The following is an 18325-nucleotide window of genomic DNA, read 5'->3' as shown; positions in this document are numbered from 1 at the left end:
CCTGGCTGTTATTGTTCGTTATGCGCGCGATGACGCGTGTCCCAAAATGCCATCAATAACCCTAACACTAAACCGGCTACGTGTGCCGCGTTAGCGATCGACATTCCTAAAATATCGAAATATCCGGCCACCAGCCACAGGACGGAAAACACCATCAGGCCGCGCGGCAGCATCAGACCGCGTTCCGGTGCTCGCTCGCCGCTGAGCCAGCAGTAACCCATCAGAGCGTAGACCACGCCGGACAGGCCGCCGAACAACGCACCGCTAAACAGCGACTGCGCCCAGCCGCTGAAGAAGGCCGAGACCACTGCCAGCACGAACAGTTTGCCGCTGCCGAGGCGTTTTTCCAGCGGGCCGCCGAGATACCACCACCACAGCAGGTTAAAGGTGATGTGCAGCAGTGAGAAATGGAGGAAAGCGTGGCTGACCCAGCGCCACAGCTGCAGGAACTGGCTGCTGTCTTGCGGCCAGGAGAGCCAATACATCAGGGTATCATCGCCCAATATCTGCATCAGGATATAGACCATAATGCACAGCGCCATCACGCCGAGCGTCAGCGGCCCGGCCTTGCTGCGCAGGGTTTGCAGATAGGAAAAACCCTGATAGTGCAGATCGGCTTCGGTATTGCCGGCCTGCCAACTGGCGGCGCGATAGCGACTGTTAAGTGGGTCGATCAGAAACTGCTGCAGTTCGTGCTGCACCTGCTCCAGATGGCTGTCGTCTGCCAGCCAGATTTCCGCCGCCTCGCCGGTATTGTGCACCCTAAGCTCAATGCCCTGTGTCGTCATGTAGTCGACAAAGGCCTGCGCCAGGCGGGGATTGGATACGGCGATTACTCTAACCATTGCTCTTCCGTCTAAGTGAATGATTTTAGCCGCCGGTGACCCGATGGCGTTGACGGCCGATTATAGCGTCGAAATCCTGAGCGCAGGCAAAGGATCTGCGAAAAACCAGTAAAAACACTCACTAACGGCGCGAGGAAGGAACCCGCCGCAGCGGGCGGGAAGAGGATTATGCGGAGGTTTCAACGTCCTGCGGATACTGACGCGCCCAGGCCTCAAAGCCACCGTCGATGCTGTATACCGCGTCAAACCCCTGATGCAGCAGGTATTGCGCCGCGCTGCGGCTGCTGTTGCCGTGGTAGCACATCACCATCACTGGCCGTTCAAAATCATTCTGCTGCATAAAAGTCTGCAGGCTGGCGTTGGTGAGATGAAAAGCGCCCGGCGTGTGTCCGGCTTCAAAACTCTGTGGATCGCGGATATCAACCAGGGCGGCGCTGCCGTCTTTCCAACGGCTGTATGCCTGCTCAACGTTGATCGCTTCAAACTGTTCCATGACTTCCGACTGCCTCGTAATTAGATAATGTCGCTATTGTAACCAACTCCGAGGCAATTAAGACCAGAGCAATATTGTGGTTTTTGGGGCGTAAATTTTTAAATTAACCCTGTGGGCTGACAGGCATGTCTTGAGGGACAGAAACAAAAAAACCGCCGAGGGGGCGGTGTTTTCGTGCTAGTCCGGTAAGCGGCCATTCCAGCAGGTTTGCTTCAGATGTAGTGCAAGCACGGTTCAGTGTTCATATTTTGTTCTGCTTGACATGAAGTGTCAAGTGTCAGGTCAGCATAAAAGGCATATAGTATTTGTGGGCTTTTCCGCCACCTTAAGCAAGTAAGCCAGATGGCCGCTTGGCGGCCATCTTTTCACATCAAAAGTACTTCCGTTAAGCGCCATATCCCATCATCTTCAGCAGCTGTTGTGCCTGCTGCACTGCTTCCTGGCGGTGGGCCACACCCAGCTTCTGGTACAGGTTACGAATATGGGTTTTGATGGTGGTGGCGGCCACTGCCAGTTCGCCGGCGATCTGGTCGTTGCTGTAACCGGAATAAATCAGCCCCAGCACCTGCCATTCGCGCTGTGTCAGCGGGCTGGTGCGGATCAGCTCGGGCACCTGTGGATGAGTTAGCAGCTTATCGACGAAGTTCTCGTCAAAATGCGCAAACTTATGCCGATGATGCTGATTGATGTCGCGCAGGATACGTTGGGCGCGGTGGTTTTCCAGCTCCGGCAGCGTATTGAGCTGGATCAGTTGGCGTAGCTGCTGCGCCATCGCCTCGCCTTCAATGACGAAGTGACTGATAAATCCGGTGCGACTGGCCAGTGACAGCGCTTCCATCAGCACCTTTTGTGCGTCGCTTTTGCGCTCCATCTGCCAGTAAAGTTGATTGCTGAGCAGCAGGTTACGGTTCAGATCGCTGACCAGCCGCAGGCGTCGGGCGTTTTCGTTGAGTTCATCCAATACCACTTCGGCCTCTTCATACTGGCCCAGCATGATTTGTACCCGGGCAATGTTGCGCCACTGGCCCTGCATAAAGTGGTTATCCGCCATGCCCGGCTTTTCAGTCTGGCGCAGCCATTGGGCAGCGGCGGTAGTATCACCGGTCATCTGCCAGTGGATCACCCGCGGTTTGTCGGCGTTGGTCAGCCAGTCGCGATGGTACTGGGTACCGTGCAGCAGCACTTCGCAACGCTGCATGTGCGCATTGGCGTTATCGAGATCGCCACGGGCCAGAGAACACTTGGCCAGCATGGCGATGCACTGCAACTGTTGCTGGGGCTGGTAGTTGGCCAGGATTTTCAGACCTTCGCGCGCCGCGTCTTCCGCTTCGTCCAGCCGCGACCATGACCACAGGATCTGTGAACGGATGCGCAGCAGGAACTCATGCATCGGCAACTGTTCCAGATGTTGTTCGCGCACCAGTTCAAACGCCTTGTCCTGTGTCTCAAAGGCGGCCTGCAGGAAACCCTGAGCAATCAGGATCTCGCTCTGCTGCAACAGCGCCCACAGCGCATAGTGGTAAGCCTGATGGCGTCGCGCCATCTGCTCGGTTTGCTGCATCATCGGCAGCGCACGGGCCAGTTCGCCCTTGCAGTGGTGGACTTCACCGGTCACCGAGGTGGCGACAATGCGGCTGTAATAACTGGAAAGTGGCAGGAACTTCAGCGCTTCGGTCGCCAGGCGCTCGGCTTCTTCCGGTTTACCGGCGTTGATCGCTACCTGGGCGCGCAGGGCGTCAAATTCGGCTTCCAGGGTGCGATCGACCTCAATTTTTTGCTCGCGCATCGCCTGTTCGGCGCGTTCCAGCAGGGTGTTCACTTCGCTGTAGCGGTGCTGACTTTGCGCTAGCCAGGCCTGCAGCAGCGCCAGTTTGGGATTTTGGATCAGCCGTTCATACGGCAGCGCATTCAGACACTCTTCCAGCAAGGCCAATTCGCTGTGATGAAACAGCGACCAGGCGTGCTGCAGCAGGATGTCGCGCAGCATGCTGACGTCGCTGGCGGCCAGCGCGTGGTGAATAGCCTCTGCCGGGTAACCCAATGCCAGCCAGCCTTCGGCGGCGGCACGGTGCAAGCCGGGCAGTTCCAGCGCCAGTTCCCATTGGCAGCGTTGACGCAGGAAAGTGGCGAATAGTGGATGGAAGCAGAACCATTCACCGCTGTCGTCCATACGGTGGATAAATAACCCCTGACGTTCCAGTTCTTCCAGCCGTTGCTGGCCGTTGTCTTCGCCGGTCAGACGTACGATCAGTGCATCATTCATCGAGCGCAGCACCGAACAGCGCAGCAGGAAGGCGCGCGCCTCGGCGTCGACGTGATCCAGCACTTCGTCTACCAAATAATCCGACAGATGGCTGGCGTTCAGCCCGGCCAGGCGCTTGGCGGACTGTTGGGCGGAGGAGGTCGACTGCCGGGCGGACAGGGCGATCAACTGCAGCGCGGTGGCCCAACCTTCAACCTCATCGCACAGGCGGCTGCTGTCTTGCGATTCCATTGGTGACACCAGGCGGCAGTCGAAGAACTGTTTGGCTTCCTGATGGGTAAATGCCAGCTGTTGCGTACCCATTTCCAGCAGTTGGTCGCGCACGCGCAAATTGGCAATGCCGAGCGGCGGCAGGGTGCGGGACAGCAGGATCAGCGTCAGGTTTTCCGGCTGGTGGCGCAGGAAGAAGCGCATGGCTTCATGAATGACATCATTGGTGATCAGGTGATAGTCATCAATCACCAGATACAGCGGTTGGTGCCAGTCGGAAAGTTCGATAAACAGTTGGGCAAACAGCGCCGACAGGCTGGCGTACTGATGCTTTTGGCTCAGCGCCTCGCTCTTCACGCAGTGGCCGCCGCTGGCGAGTTGCAGGGCGGCGATCAAATAGCTGGCGAAACGCTCGGGCTGGTTGTCGCTTTCATCCAGCGAATACCAGCCCAAATCTGATTTGCCGGCCGCCCATTGTGCGACCAGCGTCGTTTTTCCGTATCCCGCAGGGCAATTGACCAATGTCAGGCGATAGTTGGCCGTGCTGGCCAGTTTGGCCAACAGGCGATCGCGGATCACGGTATTTTGCAGCCGTACCGGGCGGCTCAGTTTTGATGGGATCAGCATAGTATTCCAGAGTGAAAAGCGCGGTTCCCGCCGCCGTAGGCCTGCCCGATGGCGTTTTATTCATCGCGACGCCTGCCGGGATCGGAGTGAGGCTAATTATTTTATGGCTCGTAATTAATCCCCCTCCTAACTTCTGACAACGTTAAACGTATTGCAACAAGGTTCAGCATTGGCTTGGAGTTAAATTGCTATTGATCACACTTTTTTACGTTTGCAGGCAAATCCCTGTGGAATAGCGGCGTGGTGGCACGGTTTGGTGACACAGATGCAGAAAAGCATTTCCGGCTGTGTGCAGCACTATAGCCGCTGCAATAACTATGCTAACGTTATTGAACAAGTTTTCACCTTATTCTCGGTGCTCGCTGCCTTCGTCGGTGGGCTTTTTTGCATGATGCAAGGGAGTCAAAAAGTGCCTGAGATCACAATTTTAGCTACGCCCCAATCCTCCTCCCCAGCTAATCCCCAGGCGGGATGATGCCTTCACACTTTCTCCCCGGCACGATAACGGTAATTTGACCCACTTACTGGATAGAGAGTTTTCCTTATGTCACAGCCTATGCTTAAAAAGGATGCTTTTCTGGCGGCACTGACCCGTCAGTGGCAACAGTTTGGCCTCAGTTCTGCACAACAGATGACCCAGCACCAATGGTGGGAAGCGGTCAGCCGCGCACTGGCCGAGCAGCTTGCTGCACAGCCTGCGCCGCGTAAAAGCAATAAGCCGCTGCGCCATGTGAACTACATTTCGATGGAGTTTCTGATTGGCCGCCTGACGGCCAACAACCTGATTAACCTGGGCTGGTACGACACCGTCGAACAGGCATTGGCGGAACAGGATATCAAGCTGGCGGATCTGCTGGAGCAGGAAACCGATCCGGCGTTGGGCAATGGCGGGCTGGGGCGTCTGGCGGCCTGTTTCCTGGACTCGATGGCCACAGTGGAACAACCGGCCACCGGCTACGGGCTAAATTACCAGTATGGGTTGTTCCGTCAGTCATTTAGCGGCGGCCAGCAGCAAGAAGCCCCGGACAACTGGCAGCGCGAAAGCTACCCGTGGTTCCGCCACAATGCGGCGCTGTCGGTGGATGTCGGCATCGGCGGTAAACTGGAGAAACTGGCCGATGGCCGCGAGCTGTGGCGCCCTGAGTTTACTCTGCGCGGTGAAGCCTGGGATCTGCCGGTGTTGGGCTTCCGTAATGGCGTGACTCAGCCGCTACGCCTGTGGCAGGCCACCCATCAGCATCCGTTTGATCTGAGCGATTTCAACGATGGCAAATTCCTGCAGGCGGAGAAGCAGGGCGTGGAAGCTGCCAAGCTGACCAAGGTGCTGTATCCGAATGATAACCACCAGGCGGGCAAGCGCCTGCGCCTGATGCAGCAATACTTCCAGTGTGCCTGTTCGGTGGCGGATATTCTGCGTAAGCACCATTTGGCGGGTCGCAAGATTGAAGACCTGCCGAAGTACGAAGTGATCCAGCTCAATGATACTCACCCGACCATCGCCATTCCGGAAATGCTGCGCATTCTGCTCGATGAGCACCAGTTGGACTGGGATGCCGCCTGGGCTATTACCAGCAAAACCTTCGCCTACACCAACCATACCCTGATGCCGGAAGCGCTGGAGTGCTGGGATGAGAAGCTGGTGCGCAGCCTGCTGCCGCGACATTTCTCCATCATCAAGCAGATCAACGCCAACTTCAAAAAGCTGGTGGATAAACACTGGCCGGGCGACGACGCGGTGTGGGCCAAGCTGGCAGTGCATCATGATAAACAGGTGCGGATGGCTAACCTGTGCGTGGTCAGCGGCTTCGCGGTCAACGGCGTGGCACAGTTGCACTCCGATCTGGTGGTGAAGGATCTGTTCCCGGAATACCACCAATTGTGGCCCAACAAATTCCATAACGTCACCAATGGCATCACGCCACGCCGCTGGCTGAAACAGTGCAACCCGGCGCTGTCAGGGCTGATTGACGAAACGCTGAAGGTGGAGTGGGCCAACGATCTCGACGCCCTGAAAGGGCTGGAGAAATACGCCGATGATGCGGCGTTCCGTCAGCGTTATCAGCAAATCAAACGCGATAACAAAGTCGTGTTGGCAAACTATGTGCACGACGTGATGGGGCTGACGCTCAATCCGGACGCGATTTTCGATGTACAGATCAAACGCCTGCACGAATACAAACGCCAGCATTTGAACCTGCTGCACATTCTGTCGCTGTATCGCCAACTGCGCGATAACCCGCAGTTGGATATCGTGCCGCGGGTGTTCCTGTTCGGCGCCAAAGCGGCACCGGGTTACTACCTGGCCAAGAACATCATTTACGCGATCAACCAGGCGGCGGAAAAGATCAACAACGATCCGCTGGTGAAGGATCGACTGAAAGTGGCGTTTATTCCTGATTACCGCGTGTCTGTGGCTGAACTGATGATCCCGGCGGCGGATATTTCCGAGCAGATCTCCACCGCCGGCAAAGAAGCCTCTGGTACCGGCAACATGAAGCTGGCGTTGAACGGCGCGCTGACCGTCGGCACCCTGGATGGCGCCAACGTGGAAATCGCCGAGCAGGTGGGCGAAGACAATATCTTTATCTTCGGTAACACCGTGGATCAGGTGAAGGCGCTGCTGGCAAAAGGCTATGACCCGCTCAGCTATCGCAAGAAAGACAAGCACCTGAAGGCGATCCTGGACGAACTGGCGAGCGGCGCATTCAGCAACGGCGACAAGCATGCATTCGACATGATGCTGCACAGCCTGCTGGAAGGTGGCGACCCTTATTTGGTGCTGGCGGACTTTGCTTCTTATTGCAAAGCTCAACAGCAGGTAGATGAACTCTATCGTGACCGTGATGAGTGGACGCGCCGTACTATTCTTAACACCGCGCGGGTCGGTATGTTCAGCTCGGATCGCTCGATCCGCGACTACCAACAGCGTATCTGGCAAGCCAAACGTTAAGGAGAGCGAATGGATCGCAAGGTCATCGATCAGGCGGCAGCTCAGGCGGGTATCGCTGCCGATTATATTAATGCCCACGGTCAACAGCAGGCGATCGCTGAGGACACCAAGCGCCGACTGCTGGACGCCATGGGGCGCAGCACGACCCCGCAGGAGGCCGCAGTACTGCCACTACCGGCGGTGAAGGTCTTCTATCAGGGGGCGCCGGTGGCGTTGCCGCTGGCAGGGAGCGGCGAGTATCTGTGGACGCTGCAGCGCGAAGACGGTGGCCAGCAACAGGGGCGCGCCAGTGCGCGTAAAACCTTTACCCTGCCGGTTGAGTTACCGCCGGGGTATCACCAACTGACGCTGAAACAGGGCGAGCAGCAGTGGCAGTGCCGGCTGATCGTGGCACCGAAACGCTGCTTTGAACCGGATGCCTTGCTGACCGGAAAGAAGTTGTGGGGCGCTTGCGTCCAGCTTTATACCCTGCGATCCGACAGTAACTGGGGCATCGGTGACTTTGGCGATCTGCGCCAGATGGTGGAGCAGGTCGGTGAAAGGGGCGGTGCTTTCGTTGGCTTGAACCCGATCCATGCGCTGTATCCTGCCAACCCGGAAAGCGCCAGCCCGTACAGCCCGTCATCGCGCCGCTGGCTGAACGTGATTTATATCGATGTGAACGCGGTGGAGGATTTCCAGCGCAACGAGGCCGCGCAGCGATGGTGGTTGAAACCGGCCACGCAAAAGAAACTGGCCGCCGCGCGCAGCAGCGAACTGGTAGATTACAGCACGGTGACGCAGCTTAAGCTGGCAGCGTTGACGCTGGCGTTCCCGCAGTTCCAGGCGCGCAAAGCGGGTGACGAGCAGCGTCAGGCATTTGAGCAGTTTGTTCTCGACGGTGGCGAAAGCCTGTATCAACAAGCGGCCTTTGATGCGCTGCATGCCCATTTGGCCGCCGTTGACAGCAGCCTGTGGGGCTGGCCGGCCTGGCCTGAACAATATCAACAGGGCGACAGCGCTGCGGTGCAGCAATTTTGTCAGCAGCAGCAGGAGCAGGTGCAGTTTTACTTGTGGCTGCAGTGGCTGGCCGCCAGCCAGTTCGCCGATTGTTTCCGCCTGAGTCAGCAACAGCAGATGCCGATTGGCCTGTACCGGGATTTAGCGGTCGGCGTGGCAGAAGGGGGCGCGGAAACCTGGTGCGAGCGCGATCTTTATTGTCTGAAAGCCTCGGTGGGGGCGCCGCCGGACATTCTGGGGCCGCTCGGACAAAACTGGGGCCTGCCGCCGATGGACCCGCATGTGATGACGGCGCGTGGCTACCAGCCGTTTATCGATCTGCTGCGTGCCAATATGACCAGCTGCGGTGCATTGCGCATTGATCATGTGATGGCGTTGCTGCGCCTGTGGTGGATCCCCTACGGTGAAACTGCGGTTCACGGTGCCTATGTGAAATACCCGGTGGATGACCTGTTGGCGGTGCTGGCGCTGGAAAGCCAACGCCACCGCTGTATGGTGATTGGCGAAGACCTCGGTACCGTTCCGGTTGAGATTGTCGCGAAGTTGCGCGACAGCGGGGTCTATTCCTATAAGGTGCTGTATTTCGAACGTGACGGTGAGAACCATTTCCGCGCGCCGCAGGCCTATCCGGTGCAGGCTATGGCGACCATTACCACGCACGATCTGCCGACGCTGCGCGGCTATTGGCAAAGTGGTGACCTGCAGTTGGGCAACCAACTGGGGTTGTATCCGGATGCGGAGATCCTCAAAGGGCTGTTTGCCGACCGCGAACGTGCCAAGCAGGGGTTGCTGGACGGGCTGCACCACTATGGTTGTGTGCCGCAGAAGGTGGGCAAAAAGGCGGCATTGTTGAATATGAGCCCGCTGCTTAACCGGGGCTTGCAGCGTTACGTTGCCGACAGCGCCAGCGCGTTGCTGGGTCTGCAGCCGGAAGACTGGCTGGACATGGCGGATCCGGTCAATATTCCCGGTACCAGCAGTCAGTACCCTAACTGGCGGCGTAAACTGACCCAAACGCTGGAGGAGATGTTTGCCGACCAACAGGTCAACCGCTTACTGAAGGATTTGGACAAGCGGCGGCGTAAGGTATCGGTAGGGTAATTGAGTTAAAAATGCCGGATTGGGTAAACCGAATCCGGCATTTTTTATCCGCTGTGTGGCATGTTGCCCTGGAACAGGGGATTAATAATAGGAGTGTTCGCCGCGCTGGTGCTCGGTCAAATCGCGCACGCCTTTCAGTTCTGGGAACTTCTGCAGCAGCTCTTTCTCGATGCCTTCCTTCAGGGTCACATCGACCATGGAACAACCGTTACAGCCGCCACCGAACTGCAGGATCGCCAGGCTGTCATCAGTGATTTCCATCAGCGTCACACGGCCACCGTGGCCTGCCAGCTGTGGGTTGATCTGTGACTGCAGTACGTATTCAACACGCTCCATCAGCGGTGCGTTGTCGTCCACTTTGCGCATTTTGGCGTTTGGCGCTTTGAGCGTCAGCTGCGAGCCCAGTTGGTCGGTGACGAAGTCAATTTCGGCATCGTCCAAATAAGGCTTGCTCAGTTCGTCGATATAGGCGGACAGCTTTTCGAACTTCAGTTCGGTGTCTGTTGCTTCAACCGCGTCCGGCGGGCAATAAGAGACACCGCATTCGGCCGTAGGCGTACCCGGGTTGATCACGAATACGCGGATTTGGGTGCCTTCCTCTTGATTTGCCAGCAGTTTGGCAAAGTGTTCCTGTGCAGTATCTGTTATACGAATCATGGCATTAGCTCGTTAGTTCAAATAGTTGACTTTAATACTAGGTTATAATACGCCCATTGCCGTGGCACTACAACGTGCGGCAAACGCACCAAATCTGTATTGATGCCACGCCCTGCCGCTGCAACAACCTGGCAATTTCTGCCACCGTGCTGCCCGTCGTTACTACATCGTCCAGCAGGGCGATGTGTCGGCCCTCGAGGGATTCATGGCAACGAAATGCTCCGCGCAGATTACGCCGCCGCATGCGGGCCGGCAACCCCTGCTGTGGGGCGGTTTTGCGTACCCGGCTCAGGGCGGCGGGGCGGTAGTCGCAGCCCAACCAGTAGGCCAGCGGTCGTGCCAGCAGGTTGCTCTGGTTATAGCCGCGTCGCCAGCAACGTTTTGCCTGCAAGGGTACCGCTAAAATCACATCGGGTCTGTTCAAATACTGCTCTCGATGCGCTTGTTGCCAGTTTAGCAAAATTAGCCGGGCCAGCAGCGGCGCCAGCTCCGGCGTATGCTGAAACTTGAATTTTTTGATTAGCTGACGCAATGGGGCCTGATAATCGCTGACGAACACCAGTGCCTGCCAGGGGGGCGGTTGCTGCAGGCAGCGGCCACAGGGTAATGCGGTATCGCCGGCGGGCAGGCCGCAGCGGGGGCAGCATAAGGGCTTGGTCGGCAGGTGGCGCAGGCAATAGCTGCAAATGCCATGATGGCTGAGGCGTAATGGCTGTCGGCATAGCCAACAGCGGCTGTAGATTGATAGCATAGCCGTCCTCCCTGACGGATGAGAATGAAAGGACAATAACCGATGACAGCGTTGTACTGGCAAACAATAGGTGAAGGCGATCGCGATCTTGTGCTGCTGCACGGCTGGGGGCTGAACGCGGAAGTATGGAGTTGCATGCTTGAGCGGCTGACGCCGCATTTTCGTCTGCATCTGGTCGATCTGCCGGGTTATGGCCGCAGCCAGGGTTTTGCTGCCATGTCGCTTGAGCAAATGGCGGAAATTGTGTTGGACGCCGCGCCGGCGCAGGCCTGGTGGTTGGGTTGGTCGCTCGGCGGGTTGGTGGCCAGCCAGATTGCGTTGACGCAGCCACAACGGGTGCATGGGTTGATTACCGTGGCCTCTTCACCCTGTTTTGCGGCGCAGGATGATTGGCCGGGGATCCGCCCGGAGGTGCTGAGTGGTTTTCAGCATCAGCTGAGCCAGGATTTCCAGCGCACCGTAGAGCGTTTTCTGGCATTACAAACGTTGGGCACGGAAAGTGCGCGGCAGGACGCCCGCCTGCTGAAATCGGTGGTGCTTAACCAGCCGATGCCGAGCGTTGAAATACTGAACGGCGGGCTTGAGATACTGCGGACCGCTGACCTCCGTCAGTCTTTGGCGGGGCTGTCACTGCCACTGTTGCGGATTTACGGTTATCTGGACGGATTAGTGCCGCGTAAGGTCGCCGGATTGCTCGACGTCAGTTGGCCTCACTCGTCATCAATCATCATTGCGAAAGCGGCTCATGCGCCATTCATTTCCCAGCCTGATGAATTTGCAGAAATTATTGGCACTTTTGTGGCCGAAAATGGGATCTGCCGCCAAAACGCACAATAAAGCGCTAAAAAAAGAGCGGTTTAGTGGATAAAAAATAAAGCTGTCCGATACTTAAGGGGGTAACTGCGTTGGTTGAAAATGAAAAAATCACCCATGGTTTTTTCACTTTGGCGTTTCGTCTCTGGGAAACGGCTCTCGTCAGGGAAAGCAACGAGGTCAGCAGATGTCACGGCAACTGGTGTTATGACGCATTTACTCTGGACAGCTTTCATAATAAATAAACTATCCATTGAGAGGTAATGTAATGAAATCTTTGAAAATGATTATTGCCGCGTTAGTTGTAGGTTCAGTGTCTTTCAGCACCATGGCAGCCACCCTGCTGACCAAGGAAGATCTGGCCAAGAATCCGGGTAAATACGAGAAAGTGGGTTCGGTGTCTACTACCGCACAGACCACGTCGCCAATGGATGCAAAAGAAGAACTGTCCAAACTGGCTGATGAGAAAGGCGGTCAGTATTATGTGATCATTGCTGGCCGTGAACACGGTAAATTCAGCGCTACTGCTGACGTGTATAAAGACAAATAATAACGATTGAATCAGTTAAGTTGGGGCGTGCTTTGTGCTGCGCCCCAACCTCCATTACTTCAAACGATACACCACGGTACTGCTGCACTTCTGGCCCTCAGGGCAGCTCTTGCAACTGCCGCTCAGGCAGGCGCTGTTATCCTGCTCGATTCGCTCCACTTTCCCCATTGCAATTAAACGCTCCAGCATGGCCTGCACTAACGGCAGCGGGGCGGCCAACTGACGGCTGAGTTGCAGCGCCTGCACGTTTCCGTGCAGCGCCAATGCATCGCGGATCTGCAACAGGCCGGCCATCAGTGACAGTTTCCCTTGCCACTCTGACAGCATGCTGCAGGTGTGGCGTTGCCCAGGCGAACCGTTACCCGGCTGCGCGCCCGGCGCAGGCCGAACAGGATCAACAGATTGAACAGCACCACAATGACGATCGCCGTCAGGCTGTATTGCGGATGCTGGCTGAAGGTGGCGACCTGATAAAACAGCGTGGCCAACGAGTAAGCGACATTCAGCCCCCAGAGAATGGAGAAGGTCATCCAGCCACGGCTGGATTCACGGGCGATAGCCCCCATGACCGAGACGCAGGGGACGTACAGCAGCACAAAGATCAGGTAGCTGTAGGCGGAGATTCCTGAACCGAATTTACTGCTCATCACGCCCATAGAACCGACGTCCATTTCCCCGTCACCCTTGCTGGCCTCAATCGGGTTGGACAGCACGCTCAGGCTGAAGGTGTCTTTCAAGCCCTGCCAGGTGGTATCAAGGGCACCGCCCAGTTCGTCCAACAGATTAAAGTTGGCGGCGTCAAACTCGGTGTTATTGATGCGTTCGGCGGTGTACAGCGTGTTCAGCGTGCCGACCACCACTTCTTTCGCCATGGCCCCGGTGACCAGGCCGACGGTGGCCTGCCAGTTATCATTGTGTACGCCCATTGGCTCTAGCAGCGGTGTCAGCACCTTGGATACCGACGCCAGCGCGGAGTCATTGATGTTATCCACCGGCTTGCCGCTGAATGAAAAGCTGTTCAGGCCACCAATGAAGATGCTGGCAATCACAATCACTTTACCGGCACGCAGGACGAAGCCTTTCAGTCGCTGCCAGGTTTGCAGCAGCAGGCTTTTCAGGTGCGGCACGTGGTAGACCGGCAGCTCCATAACGAAGGGGGAGGCTTCGCCGCGCATGATGGTGTACTTCAACACCAGCCCGGTGAGGATCGCCACCACAATGCCGAGCATATACAGGGAGAACACCACGCCCGCGCCGTCCTGGCCGAAGAAGGCGGCGGCAAACACGGCGAAGATTGCCAATCGGGCGCCACAGGACATAAATGGCGCCATCATGATGGTCATCAGGCGTTCGCGCTGAGCATCCAGCGTGCGGGCGCCCATGATGGACGGCACGTTGCAGCCGAAGCCCACAATCAGCGGCACGAAAGATTTACCCGGCAGCCCGAGTGCCTGCATCAGACGATCCATCACGAAGGCCGCCCGCGCCATGTAGCCGGAGTCTTCAAGGAATGACAGGAACAGATACATCATGCCGATTTGTGGCACCAGCGGCAGCACGGTATTGATACCGCCACCGACCCCCTGCGCCAGGAAAATCGTCAGCCATTCAGGGAAATGCAGGGTGTAGCCCAACCATTGAATGCCCTGGATAAAGATGGCCGCTGAGCCAATATCGAAAATAGGCTGTAGCGCGCCGCCGATGTTGATCGCCAGCAGGAACATCAGATACATCACCAGCAGGAAGATCGGTACCCCCAGCCAGCGATTGAGGATCACTTTATCCAATGCTTCGGTCAGGCGGTTCGGCATCGCCTGCTGAGAATTACTGACGGCGTCACACAGGGTGGTGATTGACTGATAGCGCGCATCGGCGATCACCAGTGCCGGGTCTTCCTGCTGCTGCTGTCGCAGTGCCTCTTTGGCTGCCGGCAGCAGAGCTGCTGCCGGGCCGGCCAAAGTATGGCTGTAGATATCCCCTTCCAGCATTTGCAATGCCAGCCAGCGACGCTGTTCGCTTGGCAAGTTTTGCGGCATCGCGTCGCTCAGCGTGGTCATTTCTTTCAGCAGCACCGGTGGGTAGAGCACCAGCGCTTTCAATTCGTTGAACTGATGATTGTCGATCATTTGCTTTAACACGCCAATACCGTCGGCCTTGGTGGAGACCAGCGGTACCACCGGGCAGCCGAGGCGTGCGGACAGTGCGGCAATATCAATATCAATTTTCTGACTTCTGGCAATATCCAGCATGTTCAGCGCGACGATGCAGGGAATACCCAGTTCCAGCAGTTGCAGCGTCAGGTACAGATTGCGTTCCAGGTTGGAAGCATCGACCACGTTGATCAGCAGATCGGCGTCGCCGCTCAGAATGTAGTGGCAGGCGATCTGTTCGTCGAGTGAGGTTTGCTCCGAGATGGTGGTCAGGGAGTAGGTGCCGGGCAGATCGACCAGCTTGACCTGGGATTGCGGCGTGGTGAACAGGCCTTCTTTACGTTCTACCGTCACCCCCGCCCAGTTCCCGACCCGCTGGCGCGCCCCGGTAAGCTGGTTAAACAGCGTCGTCTTGCCGGAATTAGGATTTCCTATTAAGCCAATAGTGAGTTTTTTCATAATTTTGCGTGATATCAGTCAAGGGAAATGGGGCCAGGCAATGTGCATGGCCAAGGCAAGGCGGCTCAGCGTCAGGATTGGCCGTCGAGCAGGATCAGGGCCAGATCTTTCCTGCGCAGCACCAGGCTGACGCGGCGGGTTTTAATTTCTATTGGGTCACCCAGCGGCGCTACGCGCACTACTTCAAACGATGAACCCGGCAGCATGCCGAGCGATAAAAGTTTCTGGCGGTAGGCTGGGCCAATGTCATTGGCGAAGCCGGCGATCTTATACGATCGTTTAGGCTGAAGATGCATGTAACCTTCCCTGAGCCCAGCTTATTGGGCCGATGATGATAAAAGAACGTTCCTGAGGAAGCGCCGAGCAAAGCTACGGGCTGCCGACGTTTTCAATCCATGAGGTAATGCAGTGAACACGCAAAATAATAATAGTGAGAATCATTATCGTATTCAATACAAAAAATAGGGGTATTGGTAACCAAAGGTTGTGGCGATCACATTTTACGATCGGGATTGCCTGACAGGACTACTTTTATCACCCGCTCTGGCGGGGTGCAAATGCGAATGGTGAGTTAAATCAGTTACGTGATTGTAGTGATTTTTTCCAGTTTGAAAAAATTAGCGACAAATTCGGCAGCTTTGTTCCGACGGCATCAATATCGGTATTTATTTGGCAACATCTCATTGGCTGAATACGAGCGGTAACCATTTGTGTTTCTCTGAGAAATACCAAAATGAGAACATGATGTTAATAACGGTGTTAATCGATGGCTATGCAGCGCTATTTTCAGGCCTGAAACAGCGGGTCATTATGGCTGTTGGCAAGATTGAAGAAATATGCAGGTTTATTGAGGCGGGTCAAAAAATTGCGGGGATAGTTCGGCAGGAAAGGGCGGAGTGAACTCCGCCCTGCATCCCATAGGCCTGGTCAGGGCCTGATTAAGATTTTTTGCCGAATGCCGCCGCCAGCGCATCACCCATGGCGCTGTTACCCGCCGAGGTGTTGTTGTTGCCGCGCGGTTTGGCCTTATTAGCCGGCGCCCGGTTGGCGTTGTCCCTGGCCGGGGCGGCGTTACCGCCGCGGCGTGGTGAACCTTCACCCGGTTGCTCGTCCAGACGCATGCTCAGCGCGATGCGTTTGCGCTGCAGATCCACTTCCATCACCTTCACTTTGACGATGTCACCGGCTTTCACCACGGTGTGCGGATCTTCGACAAACTTGTCCGCCAACGAGGAGATATGCACCAGACCGTCCTGATGCACGCCGATATCGACAAAGGCCCCGAAGTTGGTGACGTTGGTCACTGAACCTTCCAAAATCATCCCCGGCTGCAGGTCGCTCAGGGTTTCAACGCCCTCGGCGAAGGTGGCGGTTTTGAATTCCGGACGCGGATCGCGGCCCGGTTTCTCCAACTCCTTCAGGATGTCGGTCACCGTTGGCACGCCGAACTTGTCGTCGGTGAAATCGCTGGCCTTCAGGCTGCGTACTGCTGCCGGGTTACCCATCAGATCTTGCAGTGCCTGGCGGGTGGCGGCCAGAATACGTTCGACCACTGGGTAGGTTTCCGGGTGAACGGTCGAGGCGTCCAGAGGGTTGTCGCCGTGGTTGATACGCAGGAAGCCGGCGCACTGCTCGAAGGCTTTTGGCCCCAGGCGGCTGACTTTCAACAGCTGCTCGCGGTTGCTGAAACGGCCATTCTCATCACGCCAGGTAACGATGTTCTGCGCCATCATGCGGGTCAGGCCGGCCACGCGGGTCAGCAGCGGCACCGAAGCGGTGTTCAGATCAACCCCGACGGCGTTTACGCAGTCTTCAACCACCGAATCGAGTTTTTTCGCCAGTTGGCTTTGGCTGACATCGTGCTGGTACTGACCAACACCGATGGATTTCGGATCGATTTTGACCAGTTCGGCCAGCGGATCCTGCAGGCGACGGGCGATGGAGACGGCGCCACGCAGCGAGACGTCGAGATTCGGGAACTCCAGCGCCGCCAGTTCGGAGGCGGAATACACCGAGGCACCGGCTTCGCTGACGATCACTTTCTGCGCTTTGACTTCGCCGAATTGCTGTTGCAAATCAAGATAAAAACGCTCGGTCTCACGCGATGCGGTACCGTTGCCGATGGCGACCAGTTCCACTTTGTGTTTGATGCACAGTGCCGCGACGATGGCCGCGGCTTTGGCGGCCTGGCCGGTGTGCGGGTAGACGGTGTCGGTGGCGACCAGCTTGCCGGTGGCATCCACCACCGCCACTTTCACCCCGGTACGCAAGCCCGGATCCAGCCCCATGGTTGCGCGCATGCCGGCCGGTGCGGCCATCATCAGGTCGTGCATGTTACGGGCGAAGACGTTGATTGCTTCATCTTCCGCACGTTCGCGCAGGGTGCTCATCAGTTCGGTTTCCAGATGCAGCAGCACCTTGATGCGCCAGGTCCAGTTGACCACGGCTTTGCGCCAGGCGTCTGCCGGGGCGTTATTCAGGCGCAGATCGAGATGGCTGATGATGATCTGTTCCGCCTGGCTTTCGCGCGGGGCTTCTTCAAACTGCGGGTCGGCGTTCAGCGCCAGTTGCAGCACGCCTTCGTTGCGGCCACGGAACATGGCTAGCGCACGGTGTGAAGGCACCTGGGCAATAGGTTCGTGGTGATCGAAGTAGTCACGGAATTTCGCGCCGGCTTCTTCTTTGCCTTCCACCACTTTGGAGACCAGGTGCGCGTGCTTCCACAGGTAATTACGAACCTTGGCCAGCAGCGCGGCGTCTTCGGCGAAACGCTCCATCAGGATGTAACGCGCGCCGTCGAGGGCGGCTTTCACGTCCGCTACGCCCTTGTCGGCGTCAACGTAGCCTTCGGCCAGTTGTTCAGGCTGCTGCTGAGGATCTTGCCACAGGGTGTTTGCCAGGGGCTCCAGACCGGCTTCAATCGCGATCTGGCCACGGGTGCGGCGCTTGGGTTTGTACGGCAGGTAGAGATCTTCAAGTTCGGTTTTGCTTTGCGTGGCGGTGATCGCCCCCGCCAGCTGTTCGGTCAGTTTGCCCTGCTCGTCGATCGATTTAAGGATGGTCTGACGGCGGTCTTCCAGTTCACGCAGATAACCCAGGCGGGTTTCCAGCTGGCGCAGTTGGGTATCGTCCAGACCCCCGGTGACTTCCTTACGATAGCGTGCAATAAAGGGCACGGTATTACCTTCATCCAGCAGACGGATGGCGGAGTCAACTTGCTCCGGCCGGGCCTGCAGTTCTGTTGCAATAATGCGGCTCAGTGGGTCATTCATATGTCTGGTATCTGTTGGGAATGGTTAGTAAACAGGGGGACAGTTATACGGATTGCGCGGGGAAAATGCCAGTGAAGCGGGCCGCCTCTCGGCAGCCATGGCGCGCAAAACGGCCTGTACCGCGGCGGCGGGCGGCCGCTCGGAAAAAACTGAAATCTTTTAAGTTTGATTTTAGCCCGAGATAC

General features: G+C 57.0%; 14 protein-coding genes. 5 read left to right on the top strand and 9 right to left on the bottom strand.

Annotated features, from left to right (window positions below; genetic code table 11):
• Window positions 1-8: 8 nt before the first annotated feature.
• From glpG to malT, 3 genes are all read right to left on the bottom strand, one after another.
• Window positions 9-845 (bottom strand): rhomboid family intramembrane serine protease GlpG, encoded by an 837-nt coding sequence (glpG, locus tag SERS4_RS0123960; RefSeq protein WP_017894309.1) that lies wholly within the window; start codon window positions 843-845, stop codon window positions 9-11.
• Between the two features lie 166 nt (window positions 846-1011).
• The gene (glpE, locus tag SERS4_RS0123950; protein ID WP_012147313.1) at window positions 1012-1338 is read right to left on the bottom strand and encodes a thiosulfate sulfurtransferase GlpE; all 327 of its coding nucleotides are present in this window, start codon (window positions 1336-1338) and stop codon (window positions 1012-1014) included.
• Window positions 1339-1723: 385 nt separating this feature from the next.
• Entirely contained in the window at window positions 1724-4438 is a 2715-nt protein-coding gene (gene malT / locus SERS4_RS0123945) for an HTH-type transcriptional regulator MalT (protein WP_017894307.1), read from the bottom strand.
• Between the two features lie 544 nt (window positions 4439-4982).
• On the opposite strand from malT, the gene malP reads away from it, so the two are divergent.
• The gene (gene malP / locus SERS4_RS0123940; protein ID WP_026142567.1) at window positions 4983-7388 is read left to right on the top strand and encodes a maltodextrin phosphorylase; all 2406 of its coding nucleotides are present in this window, start codon (window positions 4983-4985) and stop codon (window positions 7386-7388) included.
• 9 nt (window positions 7389-7397) lie between these two features.
• Complete coding sequence (malQ, locus tag SERS4_RS0123935; protein WP_017894305.1) at window positions 7398-9488, top strand: 4-alpha-glucanotransferase; 2091 nt, start codon at window positions 7398-7400, stop codon at window positions 9486-9488.
• An 81-nt stretch (window positions 9489-9569) separates the two neighbouring features.
• On the opposite strand, the gene nfuA is transcribed toward malQ, so the two are convergent.
• Both nfuA and gntX read right to left on the bottom strand, forming a co-directional pair.
• Window positions 9570-10145: a Fe-S biogenesis protein NfuA gene (gene nfuA, locus SERS4_RS0123930; RefSeq protein WP_012147309.1), complete on the bottom strand. Its 576-nt coding sequence runs from the start codon at window positions 10143-10145 to the stop codon at window positions 9570-9572.
• Between the two features lie 67 nt (window positions 10146-10212).
• Complete coding sequence (gene gntX / locus SERS4_RS0123925; protein ID WP_017894304.1) at window positions 10213-10896, bottom strand: DNA utilization protein GntX; 684 nt, start codon at window positions 10894-10896, stop codon at window positions 10213-10215.
• Window positions 10897-10938: 42 nt separating this feature from the next.
• Here gntX and bioH point away from each other — a divergent pair, with 42 nt between their 5' ends.
• Window positions 10939-11733, top strand: coding sequence for a pimeloyl-ACP methyl ester esterase BioH (bioH, locus tag SERS4_RS0123920; RefSeq protein WP_012147307.1), 795 nt, complete (start codon window positions 10939-10941; stop codon window positions 11731-11733).
• 244 nt (window positions 11734-11977) lie between these two features.
• Window positions 11978-12259, top strand: a complete 282-nt coding sequence (locus SERS4_RS0123910) for a YdgH/BhsA/McbA-like domain containing protein (protein WP_012147306.1) — start codon at window positions 11978-11980, stop codon at window positions 12257-12259.
• 54 nt (window positions 12260-12313) lie between these two features.
• On the opposite strand, the gene SERS4_RS0123905 is transcribed toward SERS4_RS0123910, so the two are convergent.
• The 3 genes from SERS4_RS0123905 to feoA form a co-directional block, all read right to left on the bottom strand.
• Window positions 12314-12553 (bottom strand): FeoC-like transcriptional regulator, encoded by a 240-nt coding sequence (locus SERS4_RS0123905; protein ID WP_012147305.1) that lies wholly within the window; start codon window positions 12551-12553, stop codon window positions 12314-12316.
• Complete coding sequence (gene feoB, locus SERS4_RS0123900; RefSeq protein WP_017894302.1) at window positions 12553-14868, bottom strand: Fe(2+) transporter permease subunit FeoB; 2316 nt, start codon at window positions 14866-14868, stop codon at window positions 12553-12555. Before feoB ends, SERS4_RS0123905 begins: the two co-directional genes overlap by 1 nt.
• A 71-nt stretch (window positions 14869-14939) precedes the next feature.
• Window positions 14940-15164, bottom strand: a complete 225-nt coding sequence (gene feoA, locus SERS4_RS0123895) for a ferrous iron transporter A (RefSeq protein ID WP_012147303.1) — start codon at window positions 15162-15164, stop codon at window positions 14940-14942.
• 445 nt (window positions 15165-15609) lie between these two features.
• Here feoA and SERS4_RS27105 point away from each other — a divergent pair, with 445 nt between their 5' ends.
• On the top strand, window positions 15610-15768 hold the full coding sequence (locus SERS4_RS27105; protein ID WP_156816667.1) for a hypothetical protein: 159 nt from the start codon (window positions 15610-15612) through the stop codon (window positions 15766-15768).
• Between the two features lie 38 nt (window positions 15769-15806).
• On the opposite strand, the gene SERS4_RS0123885 is transcribed toward SERS4_RS27105, so the two are convergent.
• Complete coding sequence (locus tag SERS4_RS0123885; protein WP_017894300.1) at window positions 15807-18140, bottom strand: Tex family protein; 2334 nt, start codon at window positions 18138-18140, stop codon at window positions 15807-15809.
• Window positions 18141-18325 lie beyond the last annotated feature (185 nt).

The sequence above is a fragment of the Serratia sp. S4 genome, assembly GCF_000347995.1.
GTDB classification, from domain to species: domain Bacteria; phylum Pseudomonadota; class Gammaproteobacteria; order Enterobacterales; family Enterobacteriaceae; genus Serratia; species Serratia quinivorans.
Note: the sequence above shows the minus strand (reverse complement) of the source record. Positions and strands in the feature narration are given on the sequence as shown.